This is a genomic window from Pseudomonadales bacterium (genome assembly GCA_041395945.1).
Classification (GTDB): Bacteria; Pseudomonadota; Gammaproteobacteria; order Pseudomonadales; family Azotimanducaceae; genus SZUA-309.
In genome coordinates this window covers 1,183,594-1,197,572 of record JAWKZN010000001.1, presented here as the reverse complement: position 1 = coordinate 1,197,572, position 13,979 = coordinate 1,183,594, and the positions used below count along the sequence as shown (strand labels likewise).

The window sequence follows — 13,979 nt, the reverse complement described above, 5'->3', positions numbered from 1 at the left end:
GCGCTTTATGACGCGGTTGGCAGTTTCGATCACCATTGATTCAATGTTTTCGACCGCTCATCCCCCTAGACTCTCCTGCGTACGGTTCAGCACAAGAGAGCGCGATGGGACAGCAGTTCGATCCCCGCAACGTCTTCACGGCTATGCATCACAAGGTGACAGGGGAGTTGCTGCATCTGATGGATGGCCTCTATTCAAACATCGAAGATGGCCTGTTTGAGCTCGCCTACCAGCACGAGGAAGACGAACGCCAGCAGCGCAGCTGTTTCGATCTGATGCGGGAAATGCGGTTCCGTCGCTCAAACCTGATCCAGGCGTTTGCCAAGCGCATGCAGCGCGGTCTGGACTACTGGTACGGTGAGAAATACGAATTCGATACCGAATACGATGTGGAAATGGATGCCATGGCCCGGTCCATGGCGGAGAAGTGCACGTCCCACTTCGGGCTGCTGCTGCAGGCGATCACCGAGCGCACCGCAGATGCCACGGATCGTAACGAGCGCAATGTCAGCATCCCGATCAGCCCCTATCAGATCTCCTATAACTTCCTGGCTTCGTGTCGCTCCCTGGACTTCGACAACAACGCCATAGCGCTGGTGCAGAGCCTGTTTGCCCGATTCGTGCTCGATCGCCTGGGCGGGGTTTACGGGGAATGCAATCAGCGCCTGGAGAAGGCCGGCTTCCACACCCGGGAGCAGCTGAAACTGGCTGCCAGCGCCAGAGCCCGCGCCCGAGCCTGAGATACGTGAGGCCAACTGAGCGGCCGTCAGCTCAGAGTCCTTCCGTCTCCGCTTTGAACCTCGCTTCCGCTGCCGCCAGTTCGGCCGCCTTTGCGGCTGCCGCCCGCGCCTCCTGAGCCTTCTGCGCACGAATATCGATCAGTGTGATATCAGTTCGGTCCCTGATCTGCCGCAGGGTGAAGTAGTTGCCGTTGACCCGGAAGATCCGATGACGATCCGTGTCTTTCATAGCAGCACCGAATTTTGCCTGCAGCGCCCCGGTAATTTTTTCGTAATGTCTGCCATCGGGATCCGGGATCGACCCCTCCAGCCTGATGGGCACATCTTCCGGATCCAGTGTCAGTTCGAAGCTGCCGGTGTCGAACGGCGGCGGCAGGCGCGGCGGCCGCATGGCGAAGGGTACGTCTGGCGTATGCGGTACCGTGGTCCTGAACGGTTCGCCGAAAATCAGACCAAGCCCGCCATCCAGGCGGAACTTCTCGCCGTGGGTGAAGGTGTCGGCATAGGCGCGCGCCTCTGCCCGCTCAATCCGCCTGGCCACTTCGACAAGACGCTGGGCCTCGGTCTCCCGCGCGTTTTCCAGCGCCACCTGCTCCGCCTGCCAGCGCCTGATACCTGATGGCAGGGTATAGGCCAGCACCAGATCCCTGCCGCAGGCGAGATCGACGCTCACACCATCGACCTGAAAACTGGCGGCCTGCAGGTAGGGCGGACGCGGCAGCACCGCCGGGTCATCCTTGATCGCGTATTTGCGGGTGAGCGAATCGACCAGCCAGGTATAGGTCTCATTGCAGCCATGGCCCACCAGTCGGGCCAGGATCAGCGCCGGCTGGCCGTTACCGGTCACCAGCACCTGATAACGGGCAGCACCCAGGGGATCCGGGGCGATGACAGGGGTGAAGTAGAACCAGCCGGCACGCTCCGGCGGGTATTCGTCAGCAAAGGGCCGATGGGGCAGATCAGCCGGTGCCAGCGTACTCGCGCCAAGCACCTGTTCGGGAACCGCAGCATCGAAGCGCAGACCGAAGGCGCCATCGAGGGTCTCGGCCGACTGAGCGGAGACGGGTGCCAGGATCATTAGCGCGCCAGCCAGCAGCTGACCAGGCAACAGCGCAGACATCCGCTGGATCAGCACACGTAACGACCCGCCTCACGACGTCGTTCGCACTCGCGCCGGTAGTTGTCGCAACTGATGGCGAACCCGGGCGACTGACTCGACTGGGTATTGCATTCGTGGACGTTGTCCTGGAGTTCGGTATCGCTCAGACCGGCCAGCCTGCTTTCGCAGCCCGCGACCATCGATACCAGAAAACACAGGCACAGAATTCGACCCGGGTGCATCGGTGTGACACTCGTTTGCTTCTGACCTCATTTCAAAAGGTAGTCGAGAAAGGATTATCCGTCGAACCGCGGGGGACAGACGGTCAGCCGGAATCGTCAGGCGGCATCCTGCGGGATTTGCGTCCGAGTTCAGAATTTACGTCATCGAGCTTTCTGTTAATTCCCTTGCCTGCCTTGCTGAGCCACGGATTACTCCGGGCCTCGGAAATGACCCGCTCCTTGAGCGGGGCTATGAAATCATCCGAAGTGCCCGAGTGTTTGCGATAACCGAACAGATTGATCCAGATCTCGGTGCGGCGGCCGAACTTCAGGACCTGGCGGAAGTACCGATAAGGATCGTCTCCGCCGCTGATGAGACCGAGAACGGCGGAGAAAAGGGAGAGGGGACTGAGGAGGACGTCCCGCAGACCGTCTGCTACCAGCTTGAACTGGAAGGCCAGCACATCCCACAGCAGGTGCAGGCGGGAGTCTGCGGTTGGGGCAGTGTCGGTCGAATCTGTGGTCGGGTCTGGATCTGCTTCTGCCATGGCGGCAAGTCTACCCCGATTTGAAGCCGCTTTTCGGCGCCCAGGGAACCTCCGGCCAGAGAACCCTAGCGGAGGATGGTGGGGTAGGGGTCAATGCCGCCATGTTCGCCCAGCGCCATCACTGACAGGGATTCCGGTGTCCTGTTGAGCAGTGCATCGACCAGTGCGCGGGCCAGCTGACGGTCGGTAAACAGGGGCACACCGTTGTCGATGGCCATCCGGCGGATGAGATAGCCGTCCGGCCGGCCCAGCTTGTCGTATTCCCTGGGTACATTGATCACCAGATCGATGGCACCCCGGTCGAAGAGATCGTTGAGTTCCTTCTGGTGCTCCTCGCCCTTGCCGATCACCGAGCAGGGGACGTCCAGACTCTGGAGTATCGCTGCGGTACCCGGGGTGGCATAGATCGTCAGACCGAGCCGTTCCGAGATCACCCTGGCTTCATCTGCAAACCAGTACTTGTCTTCAACGGGGCCAAGTGACAGCAGCACGCCCCGTTTCGGGAAGTTGAATCCCGTGGCGAGCAGACCCTGGAGCAGGGCTTCGTGGAAGTCCACGCCGATGCAGCCCACTTCACCCGTGCTGGCCATCTCCACACCAAGAAGCGGGTCGGCGCCTTCGAGCCGCGAAAAGGAAAACATCGGTACTTTGACACCGACATAGTCGAGATCCAGCGCGTTGACCGAAATCTCCCGGGAATGACCCAGCATCCGGCGCATCGCTTCCTCGGCGAAATTGGTCCCGGTGACTTTGGAGACGAAGGGCAGACTGCGGGATGCGCGCAGATTGCATTCGATGACCTTTACCGCGTTGTGCTTTGCCAGAAACTGGATATTGAAACTCCCGGTGATGTTCAGTGACCGCGCGATCGCCACCGCGATCTGCTTCACCCGGCGGATCGTTGCCATATAGAGGGTCTGGGGCGGCAGCACCAGAGTGGCATCGCCGCTGTGCACGCCAGCATCTTCCACGTGTTCGCTGATTGCCCACAGAATCAGCTCGCCGTCATCGGCAACCGCGTCGATCTCCACTTCCCGCGCGTGGGTTTCGAACTTCGACACCACCACCGGATGTTCTGCGGAAACATCTCTGGCACGCTCGAGAATGCGCCGCAGTTCGTTCGCTTCGTGAGCAACGCTCATCGCGGCACCGCTGAGCACGTAACTCGGCCGGGCGAGCACGGGGAAGCCGCCAAGATCGCCCACCGTTTTTTCGAGGTCATGCATGTCGGTGACATGAAACCAGGCCGGCTGATCGATGCCGAGGCGATCGAGCAGGGCGCTGAACTTGCTCCGGTCTTCCGCCCGATCGATGTTTTCCGGGTGCGTGCCGAGGATGTTGACACCGGCCTGATGCAGGCGCAGCGCCAGGTTGTTGGGAATCTGTCCGCCCATGTTCACAACCACACCTTCCGGCTGCTCGCGGGCATAGATATCCAGCACGGACTCGAGACTGATCTCATCGAAGATCAGTTTGTCGCAGACATCGTAGTCGGTGCTGACCGTTTCCGGGTTGTAGTTGACCATGATGGTCTCGTAACCCAGTTTACTCGCGGCATTCGCTGCGTTGACCGCACACCAGTCGAACTCGACACTCGAGCCGATCCGATAGGGGCCGGAGCCGAGCACCATGACTTTGCGCTTGCCGGAGGGCTGCACATCGTCCTGCAGGGCCGAGTAGGTTGAATAGAGGTAGTTCGTTTCCGCGGGAAATTCCGCCGCCATGGTGTCGATCTGGGAGAACCTCGGCAGAATGTCGTGCTGATAGCGGATTTCCCGGATCGCTGCGGCTTCGGAACCCACCAGCGCGGCAATGGCGCGATCGGAGAAGCCCAACTTTTTCGCTGCGCGGAGCGAATCGGCCGCCAGCGGATCTGCGGTCGTGCGCAGACGCTGGCGCTCTTCGACGATCTGTTTCAGTCCGTAGAGGAACCAGCGGTCGATCCTGCTCGATTCGAATATCGCATCGACGCTGACACCCGACTCCAGGGCTTTCGCGATGGCGAAAATCCGGGTCGGTGTTGGCGTGCCGAAATCCCGGTTCGCGGGATCCGGTGGATCAAAGGCATCCGGATCCAGGCCATCAACACCGATGTCCAGCATGCGCAGCGCTTTCTGAATGACCTCGGGGAAGGAGCGGCCGATCGCCATTACTTCACCGACACTCTTCATCTCACTGCCGATGCGCATTGAAGCACCGTGAAACTTGTTCAGATCCCAGCGGGGGATCTTGCACACCAGGTAATCGAGTGCCGGTTCAAAAAACGCCGACGTCTTGCGGGTAATCCCATTCGGAATTTCCGGCAGGGTATAGCCCAATGCGATTTTTGCGGCCACATAGGCCAGCGGGTAGCCGGTTGCTTTGCTGGCCAGCGCGCTGGAGCGTGAAAGCCGCGCGTTGACTTCGATCACGCGATAGTCGCGGCTGTCCGGATCCAGCGCGTACTGGATATTGCACTCGCCAACGATGCCCAGATGCCGGACCGTGTCGATGGCGATCGTCCGCAGCTGCTGATACTCGGCATCGTCCAGGGTCTGGGAAGGGGCGACCACGATCGACTCCCCGGTATGAATGCCCAGGGGATCAAAATTCTCCATGTTGCACACAGTGATGCAGTTATCCCGGCCGTCTCGCACCACCTCGTATTCAATTTCCTTCCAGCCGCGCAGACACTCCTCCACCAGAACCTGCGGGATGCCGCCGGCAAACGCACGACGCAGCGCGCGCTCGAGTTCTTCGGGTGTATTGACGATGCCGCTGCCCTTACCCCCCAGAGAAAAAGCACCGCGCAGCATCACCGGCAGGCCGATGGTTGTTGCCGCGGTCCGGGCCTCCGCGACGGTCGTGCAGGCATAACTGACGGCCGTCTTCACACCGATTTCGTTCAGCCGATCCTTGAACAGCTGGCGATCTTCGGTATCGAGAATCGACTCGACCGGTGTACCCAGGACTCTGACATTGAGGCGCTCCAGAGTACCGGCCCGGTACAGGGCAACACCGCAATTCAAAGCCGTCTGTCCGCCGAAACTGAGCAGAATGGCATCGATCTTTTCTTTGACGATGATGTCTTCGACGATCTGCGGTGTGACCGCCAGGAGATAGACCTTGTCGGCAAGATCCTTACTGGTCTGGATGGTGGCGATATTGGGGTTGAGCAGCACCGTTGCCACCCCTTCCTCTTTCAGCGCTTTGAGCGCCTGGGAGCCGGAGTAGTCGAACTCACCGGCCTGACCGATCTGCAGGGCGCCGGAGCCAAGGATAAGCACCCGCTCGGGCTTGCGGGGGACGAAGTGGCCGATCATGAGCGATCCCTCTGGGACTTGATCAGCCGGATGAAGTCATCGAAGAGGAACCCGGTATCTTCCGACCCGGGCTTCGCCTCGGGATGAAACTGCACGCCCCGGTAAGGGCCCGTCTTCGATCGAATGCCTTCGTTGGTGCCATCGTTGATGTTGATGAACCAGGGCTCCCAGTCGGCCGGGAGTGACTGGTCTTTCACCGCATAGCCATGATTCTGGCTGGTGATGTAGCAGCGGCGGGAGAGGACATCCTGAACCGGCTGATTCACGCCGCGGTGACCGTAGGGCAGCTTGTAGGTGGATGCACCGGCGGCCAGGGCGAGGATCTGATTGCCCAGGCAGATACCGAACACGGGCATGCGGCGGGGATGATGCAGATACCAGCGCACCTGCTCGACCAGAGGCAGCAGATCGGCAGGATCCCCCGGACCATTGCCGATCATCACACCGTCGACCTCTTCCGCATACTGCTTCAGATCCTGATGCCAGGGCGCCCGGATTACGGTGACACCCCGGCGCACCAGGGAGCGGACGATGTTGTCCTTGGCGCCGACATCGACCAGCAGGACTTTCAGCGACCCTTCGCCGTAGCGTTTCGTGCGCTCCGGTGCGACCAGCTTGAACACGTCTGACTGCATGTTGACGGACTCGGCAGACTGCCGGGCGTCGGTCAGATTCTGCTCCGACGGATACAGCCAGCCCTTCATGGTGCCGTGTTCGCGCAGCCGGCGGGTGAGGGTGCGGGTGTCGACGCCGGTGAGGGCAGGAATGTCTTCCGATTTCAGCCACTCAGCCAGCGAGCGACCGGCCGAATGGTGGCTGTAGCCATCCACATAGTTCTGCACGATAAGACCCTGGACCTGAATCCGATCCGACTCGAAAGGCTCCGCCAGATCATTCGGCGCTCGCTGCCCGGGGACACCGTAACTGCCGATCAGAGGATAGGTGCAGACGAGGATCTGGCCTTTGTAGGAGGGGTCCGTGAGAGTCTCGACATAACCCGCCATCGCGGTATTGAAGACCACTTCACCTGCGACGGTCCTGTCGGCGCCAAAGCCGGTTCCGTGGAGCGTCGTGCCGTCTTCGAGGACTAAAGCCACATGCATGTCGAAATCCTGACCTGAATCACGGAGTCTCAGCGGGCACCATCACCGATGAGGACCACCTCAACGGTTTGAAGTAAAATAATCAGATCCAGCAATAAGCTATTGTTTTTTAAATAATAAAGATCGTACTGCAGCTTCTCCTTAGCGTCCTCCACGGAGGCCCCGTAGGGATAGCAGAGCTGTGCCCAGCCGGTGATCCCCGGCTTCACACGGTGTCGGTGTTCATAGAAGGGAATCGAACGGGTCAGATCTTCCACGAACATGGGACGCTCCGGCCGCGGGCCGACAAAGCTCATTTCACCGCGAAACACGTTGAACAGCTGCGGCAGTTCGTCGATCCGTGTTTTTCGAATGACCGATCCGACCCGCGTTACCCGAGGGTCATTCTGCTGCGCCCACTGCGCCTTGCCGGCCGCCTCGGCATCGGTGCGCATACTGCGGAATTTGAAGACATCGAAGGGCGCGCCGTCCAATCCTGTGCGCGTCTGTCGATAGAGAATTGGTGCGCCTCGACCGCTTTCCAGCCGTATGGCGATGGCCGCCAGCAGCATGAATGGCCAGGTGAAGAGCAGCAGGAAAAGACTCGCCAGCAGATCGAAGGTGCGTTTTGTGAAGGCCCGCCAGGAATTCATGATAAATCCATCGGAGAACACGACCCAGGAGGGCCGCAACAGATCCACATCGATTCTGCCAGCCTCCCTTTCGATGAACTGCTGCACATCGCAGATCTGCACCCCGGCTACTCTGCAGTCCATCAGTTCTTCGAGCGGGAGACCGCCTCCCGCCGTGCGATTCCGACGCCGCTCATCCATGGCGACCACGATTTCGTCCACCCGATTGGTCTCGCAGAAGTCGGCCAGCTTCTGATCGGTGCGGATGATCCTGCCACCAAATGCAGACACTCGATCGTCGATCTCGGAATTGCTGGGATCCATGAAACCCAGCAGTTTGAAGGCCCTCTGGTCCACACGTCGTCTCATCCGCGCGGCTATCTTGGTGGCCCGCTCACCAATGCCGAGCACGACCACCGTCTTCTTGAATGAATCCTCATCCAGGACACTGAAGACAAGCCAGCGAAACAGGGTGATGAGTATGAATGCTTCGATCGCAGCAAACAGCAGCACACCGCGACCAATCTGGAGAGATGGAAAGATGTAGGACAGAACAGCAAGACCCGACGTGCCGAGCAGAAACACCGCAACCGCGGTCCGCAGAGACATCCCCGTCATGCCTTCACGGATCCGGGACTCATAGACGCCCATGGCGATCATGCCGGCGACGAAAACAGCAGAGAGCGTCAGCGCACTGTCAAGAAAAACCAGCGGCTCTGGAAACGACTGGAAGCGGGTGTAGTAACCGAGATACGCAGCGCCAATGCAGATCAGCGCCTCAGAAAAAGCAAGAATGACGAGCGAAGTATGCAGATAGTGCCGCAGGATACGAATATGTGGCACCGTGCAGATCCCTCGTCGAGCAACTGGAGTCCGCGCATTTTCCTACAACGGATGGTCTGGCGTTCCAGAAGTTTGTAAGGTGATGACAGGCAGGGGACTTATTGCAGGGATGAGTTGCTTACAAGGCCGTGATTGGCAGAGCTGTGGAGCATGGGGATGAGGAAATCCGGGAGTGGCGTGAGAATCAGCCTGAGAGGGGTTGGGTGGCTCTGGGATGTGTTCATATTTAACATAATATGTATTATGCGCAATAAGGTGGTGGTGGTTGGCTGATCTGATCGGGCACTTTGTGGTGCCATCGGGGGTTATGGTGGTGCTGCTGGTGGTTGCAGCCCTGCTTGCAGTCTTTCGACGCACCCGGTGGCTGTCCAAGGTTGCCGCCATTTCAGCCCTTGCCGTGTACGTGGTGTTCGGCTCGGGACCTGTTGCGTACTCTCTGCTGGGGCCGCTGGAGCGTGCTTATCCTTCGGTCACAGATATCAAGGACTTAGAAGATATTGATGTCATCGTGGTGCTGACCGGGTATGCGTCCGTTCTGGATAGCGTCTCGCCGCCAAGCTGGCTGAATGAATCGTCCGCCTATCGGGTGCTTGAACTGCTCCGCGTGGAAAACGTGCGTCCGGAAGCTCGGGTACTGGTCAGCGGGACTCTTGGATCCTCCATCACCATCCGAGACGTGCTCGTTTCACTGGGGATGAACCCGGCACAGATTCGCGTGGATCGCGATGCCATAGATACAGGAGTCAGTGCACAGGCCCTGATTGACAGTGTGCAACCCGGGGAACGCTGTGCCCTGGTTACTTCCGCCGGGCACATGCCCAGGGCCATGATGGCGTTCCATCACGCCGGGCGTGACTGCCTGGCGGTGCCGACAGAGTTTTACACGCCGTTTCCACTCGACCCGCTGGGATATCTGCCCTCCCCAGGCAAGCTCAAACTGTCTGATCTTGCGATCCACGAGTACCTGGGTATTGCCTGGTACTGGGTGCGCGGCCGCCTCTGAGCCTGAGTCAATCCCGCGCCCTGGCGAAAGCCCCTATCTCAGGATCTGCGGAATCGAACGCCCGTCCGTCGTAGTCAGAATCGGGCAGGAAGATTGGATCTGCTGAGATCCCGCGCGTCGGATTTCCCGGGCCCGGATGGAAATCACCCCTGGTCGGATCAACAAACAGCGTCTCAGGACTCAACAGATGATGCGTTCCAGCCGGCAGCTCCGCCGGGTCAACCTGGCGCCATTGGGATGCCCAGACGTTATCGATTAATCGGTGAGACTGTCCAGCGGCATCCGCTGAAATCCTCATTCCAGGCTTACGAAATATCCACAACGTATTGAATACAATAAGGTTTCTCGCGAAGATACCTCCACGTCCGGAAGCACGCTCAGCATTCTCCTGAACAATTGCGATCGCCGCCCGATCCTCGTGGACGATGGTATTGTTGACGACCAGGCAGGAATCACAGCCTGAGTAGACGACGGCGGCATCTCCAATGCGCTCAAAGACGTTGGCCTCGACAGTCACCCGGGCAGCCTCGAACTTCGCATCCAATGGTCGGAAATAGGGCTCACCTGTGTGTCCACCCAGATTGACGCCACGCTGGCCGATATCAGAAAACCGGTTTCGCGCCACGATGATGTCGCTGCTGCCACCCTTAGTCTGCACCCCCGTCCCGGGCATCCCCACAAAGCGGTTGGATTCGATGCGACCATGGTGGCAGCCCACCATGTCTATGCCCTCCCCCTGATCACACCCTTCGAAACGGCTTCCGGTGATCAGAAAATCATCAACGCCGGACAGCTTGAGGCAGTCACTGTTCCCGCCCTTCCCTACCCTGCGGATCGTTACGTTACGGAGAACGATACCTGAGGCTGGTGTCGCGTGATCTCCACCATCGTCGATGCTTATGCCGTGGGGGAAGGAATTTTCGATCACTATGTTCTCAAGAACAACGTGAGCAGCATTACCCAGGTGAAGAGCCATTGCGCCGTCGGCATCAATCACCGCATCCGGTTCGGCTATGAGCCGGATGGGCTGTTCTGGAGTGCCTCGCAGACCAGGAATAGAACCTATGGGACCGTGAATCCCCGAAGTCAAAAACAGAACAGAGCCTGGTTGTGCGGCACTCAGTGCGAGATGGATGTTATCCCCAGGTCTGAGGTGGATTTCTGCACTCCAGGTGATCCCAGGTAGCAGTAGAACCAGGACGCCGAGAAGACGGGCGCATTGACCTGCCAGATTTCTTCGGACCATTTGCTCTCTGGAAAATTGCGTGACCTGCCACGATGTACTGAGGTCATCGGCTACAGGTATTGAGATCAACCTAAAACTGATTCATAGATCGCCGAGTAGCGATCAGCCATTGCCGCAACTGTGTATTGGCGCTCGAACTTATTCCGGGCATTAACCCCATATGAATTACGACGGCAGGCATCACCCAGCAACAGATCCACTTTGTCAGCGATAGCCAATGCGTTCCTTGAAGGGACCACATAGCCACAATCAGAATCAACGACGTGACGGCTCTCGCCGACGTTTGTGGTAACAATCGCGCATCCAGCTGCCATAGCTTCCAGCAACACCATGGAATTCGCTTCCCACAGACTGGATTGCACAAACACGTCCAATGCAGGCAGGAGTTTACTCGCCGCACCGGGGAGCCAGCCGACAAACTTGACCACATCGTCTACGCGCAGCTGTTTTGCCTGCTGCTCCAATTCCGGACGGAGTGGCCCGTCACCAGCAATCAAGACGACAAAATTCGAGCGCCGCTGTTTCAGAATGCCGGCCGCATCGATCAGAAAACTCAACCCTTTCTGCTCGGTCAGCGTGGAAATCGATCCAATAATCAGCGGGTCGGTCAGGCCTTGCGTGAATTTGCCGACCAGTTCCGAGTCGTATCCACCGCCCGGAGCAGCGACACCATTGTAAACGGTAGAGACTTTTTCAGGAGAAATCTTCAGTGCATTGACGATCGCATTTTTCTGTTCAGTGCCAACCGCAATCAGCTGATCTGGAAATCGATTGAATACTCGCTCGAGGAACAGGTACTTACCGGGGAGATTCGGGTAGTTTCCAAAATGGAAGGTATGAACATGTTTTACTCGAGCTCCAACGGCCCGAGCCTGAGTAGCGTCTGCAAGGCAGGCAGTATCATGTGAATGGACCAGATCAACGCCTTCTTCTTTCAGCATCTGACGCAGGTACAGGAAACGCCGATACGGCCCCCAGCCGGGGCGCTGCTCTGGTACTCCAAACACCCGAACTCCATTCTCTCTCAGTTCGCGTCCAATATCTCCCAGCGCAACATGCCAGCAAACACTCACCTCAAAACGCTCTCTATCGAGATACTTAGTGAGATTAGCTACCACACGTTCAGCGCCGCCATGATGAAGCCCGGCGATTGTCAGCAAGACATGCCTGCGTGGACATGGCGTAGCTGCTCTTTTACGCAATCGCCGACGATCCAGGCTGAATATGCGCAGCTACCTTCTCGCTCTCAGGGGAAGAGGCGATATTTGTCGCGCTTTCGTCGATATGAAGCATTATCTTTACCGAAGACCCTTCCCGAGCTCTTTTCCAGGCCGTTTCGAACCGTTCCAGTGGATATGACTCATTAAGAAATACGCTGGTATCAATCTTCGGCAACGTCTCTATGGCCTCTGAAAAGTCCTGCCCACTACTACCAACCGATCCGACGATCGTCTGATCTGAGGCAACGACAGATTCGAAGCTGAATGCAGACTCGGCATAAGGTAAGCCCAACAGCAATACCGAAGCTCCCGTATCGGCTCTGGATAGAACTTGAGTAAGTACTTCCTGATTGCCCGTTGCTTCGATGATCCAGTCAAAACCCCGCAATTCGTCCATGACGTCAGAGGTCTCTGCAAAACTCCGGAGGTTCTCCAATCGCTTTCCGTTCCTATCGAACACCGTTACAGAATGCCCTCGAATTGTCAGAACCTGAGCAGCAATCTGCCCGATGGTTCCAGCCCCCACTACCGCGCAGTTTCTTCTGTGGGAGTCCGACTTCGAAGAGCCCAATCTACGCAGGCCTTTCAGAACGACCGCCACAGGTTCTGTCAGCGCAGCAGCGTCGAGACCCAGGTTGTCAGGAATCCGGTGTACGTATCGGCTGCGGGTAATCACATAAGCCGCATATCCACCATCCTGCCCGAATACCCCCACTTCCCTCCTATCGGAACATTGGATAGCACTGTCTGACGCACATGCCTCACATTCTCCGCAACCCTGAATACACTCAACAACTACTCGATCGCCCTCCTCCATATCCGTGACTCTCGGCCCGAACGCAACCACGGTGCCTGAAAATTCGTGACCAGGAACGATCGGATACTTTGCCAATCCAGAGCGGTAGTAGCCCAGCGATCCCTCCAGGATCTCGAGATCCGTCCCGCAGATTCCAACATAGGCGACTCGCACCAGCAGCTCTCCGGGTTTGAGGCTTGGAACCGCACGCTCTTCGATCTTCGCCCTGTTCGGCCCTCTGATGACGACTGCCGGAAAACCCTTTCGAAAATACATTTCAGATCTTCGAGCAGGATTGCTGAGACCTCGGCTATCGATAATTCCACCAACCGTACCCATCATCTTTTCGTATCTGAACCTCAAGATCTCGACAACCAGATTTCTATTCTGTCGAAAGGTCGGTGCCCGCCATAAATCCTGGAGACACCAAACAAACTCGCGAAATACTTCAATTGGAATGTGCCTTAGCAGACGAGTACCCACCCAACGTGCAGCCATCGCTTCGCGATAATATCGGCGACGAACCTGCTCCCAAGACTCCGTATGTACATGAATAACAGTAGCGTCTGGTTGATAGCTAACCTTCATGCCACGTTCGATCCAGTGTTTTGCCCAGTCAATGTCTTCCAGCCCAGGTAATCCTTCGTCGAATTCATACTGTTCCCAGCAAATCTTCTTCACTGCTGAGTTTGCGTTGTTTGCAAACGGGTGATCTTCATCAACAACCATAGGACTAAACGGAAAAGTCCTTTCAAAATCGACAAACTCGGGGAACTTTGATAGCTCATGACCTCGTTGACTACCGAAAACCATTGCGGTTTCGGGATCTCGAAGAGGATCTATCAAGCTGTTCAACCAATGAATATTCGCAGGGATAGCGTGTGCCGAAAGAATGGCCACAAACTTACCTGTCGCTACTTGGCACCCGAGATTGAGCGAATGACCGAACGTGAAATCCTCTGATCGAAGACGCACAATTCTCGCGCCAAAACTCTGGGCAATTTCCCTGCTCCTATCCACTGAGCCTGAGTCAACCAGAACAACCTCAAAATTCTGGTAACTTTGATCCTTCAGAGATTGAAACACTTCAGGCAGCCAACGCTCCTCGTTAAACGAACGAATGACTATCGTAGTTTCAGGACAACTACTCTCTGCCACTATTTGAGTACTCCCATTAGCATGAATGACATGCATTTAATGAGCGATGAGCCACTAGACCTAATAACATGTGTCGCCATGGAAATTCT

General features: G+C 57.5%; 11 protein-coding genes. 2 read left to right on the top strand and 9 right to left on the bottom strand.

Annotation, left to right across the window (positions count from 1 at the left end; genetic code table 11):
• Window positions 1-104: 104 nt before the first annotated feature.
• Window positions 105-740 (top strand): DUF1631 family protein, encoded by a 636-nt coding sequence (locus tag R3E82_05610; protein MEZ5550344.1) that lies wholly within the window; start codon window positions 105-107, stop codon window positions 738-740.
• A 31-nt stretch (window positions 741-771) separates the two neighbouring features.
• Here the strand turns inward: R3E82_05610 and R3E82_05605 are convergent, their stop codons facing one another.
• From R3E82_05605 to R3E82_05580, 6 genes are all read right to left on the bottom strand, one after another.
• Window positions 772-1,860 carry a hypothetical protein gene (locus tag R3E82_05605; protein MEZ5550343.1) on the bottom strand — a complete coding sequence of 363 codons (1,089 nt, stop codon included), beginning with the start codon at window positions 1,858-1,860 and terminating at the stop codon, window positions 772-774.
• Between the two features lie 8 nt (window positions 1,861-1,868).
• Entirely contained in the window at window positions 1,869-2,081 is a 213-nt protein-coding gene (locus R3E82_05600; protein ID MEZ5550342.1) for a hypothetical protein, read from the bottom strand.
• Window positions 2,082-2,164: 83 nt separating this feature from the next.
• Window positions 2,165-2,608 carry a hypothetical protein gene (locus R3E82_05595; GenBank protein ID MEZ5550341.1) on the bottom strand — a complete coding sequence of 148 codons (444 nt, stop codon included), beginning with the start codon at window positions 2,606-2,608 and terminating at the stop codon, window positions 2,165-2,167.
• A gap of 65 nt (window positions 2,609-2,673) precedes the next feature.
• Window positions 2,674-5,910, bottom strand: a complete 3,237-nt coding sequence (gene carB, locus R3E82_05590; protein MEZ5550340.1) for a carbamoyl-phosphate synthase (glutamine-hydrolyzing) large subunit — start codon at window positions 5,908-5,910, stop codon at window positions 2,674-2,676.
• Window positions 5,907-7,013, bottom strand: coding sequence for a glutamine-hydrolyzing carbamoyl-phosphate synthase small subunit (gene carA / locus R3E82_05585; protein ID MEZ5550339.1), 1,107 nt, complete (start codon window positions 7,011-7,013; stop codon window positions 5,907-5,909). Before carA ends, carB begins: the two co-directional genes overlap by 4 nt.
• 29 nt (window positions 7,014-7,042) lie before the next feature.
• Window positions 7,043-8,467 (bottom strand): TIGR03013 family PEP-CTERM/XrtA system glycosyltransferase, encoded by a 1,425-nt coding sequence (locus R3E82_05580; GenBank protein MEZ5550338.1) that lies wholly within the window; start codon window positions 8,465-8,467, stop codon window positions 7,043-7,045.
• A 265-nt stretch (window positions 8,468-8,732) separates the two neighbouring features.
• Between R3E82_05580 and R3E82_05575 the strand changes: the two genes are divergently transcribed.
• Entirely contained in the window at window positions 8,733-9,470 is a 738-nt protein-coding gene (locus R3E82_05575) for an ElyC/SanA/YdcF family protein (protein ID MEZ5550337.1), read from the top strand.
• 7 nt (window positions 9,471-9,477) lie between these two features.
• Here R3E82_05575 and R3E82_05570 read toward each other — a convergent pair whose 3' ends face one another.
• From R3E82_05570 to R3E82_05560, 3 genes are all read right to left on the bottom strand, one after another.
• Complete coding sequence (locus R3E82_05570) at window positions 9,478-10,467, bottom strand: right-handed parallel beta-helix repeat-containing protein (protein MEZ5550336.1); 990 nt, start codon at window positions 10,465-10,467, stop codon at window positions 9,478-9,480.
• Window positions 10,468-10,781: 314 nt separating this feature from the next.
• A complete protein-coding gene (locus R3E82_05565; protein ID MEZ5550335.1) occupies window positions 10,782-11,876 on the bottom strand; it encodes a glycosyltransferase family 4 protein in 1,095 nt (364 codons plus the stop codon).
• 34 nt (window positions 11,877-11,910) lie between these two features.
• Complete coding sequence (locus R3E82_05560; protein MEZ5550334.1) at window positions 11,911-13,890, bottom strand: alcohol dehydrogenase catalytic domain-containing protein; 1,980 nt, start codon at window positions 13,888-13,890, stop codon at window positions 11,911-11,913.
• Between the last annotated feature and the right edge of the window lie 89 nt (window positions 13,891-13,979).

Bases quoted from the DNA above. Each gene is read 5' to 3' on its own strand.
- R3E82_05600 (MEZ5550342.1), bottom strand. From the start codon at position 2,081: ATGCACCCGGGTCGAATTCTGTGCCTGTGTTTTCTGGTATCGATGGTC.
- carB (MEZ5550340.1), bottom strand. From the start codon at position 5,910: ATGATCGGCCACTTCGTCCCCCGCAAGCCCGAGCGGGTGCTTATCCTT.
- R3E82_05595 (MEZ5550341.1), bottom strand. From the start codon at position 2,608: ATGGCAGAAGCAGATCCAGACCCGACCACAGATTCGACCGACACTGCC.
- carA (MEZ5550339.1), bottom strand. From the start codon at position 7,013: ATGCATGTGGCTTTAGTCCTCGAAGACGGCACGACGCTCCACGGAACC.
- R3E82_05605 (MEZ5550343.1), bottom strand. From the start codon at position 1,860: ATGTCTGCGCTGTTGCCTGGTCAGCTGCTGGCTGGCGCGCTAATGATC.
- R3E82_05610 (MEZ5550344.1), top strand. From the start codon at position 105: ATGGGACAGCAGTTCGATCCCCGCAACGTCTTCACGGCTATGCATCAC.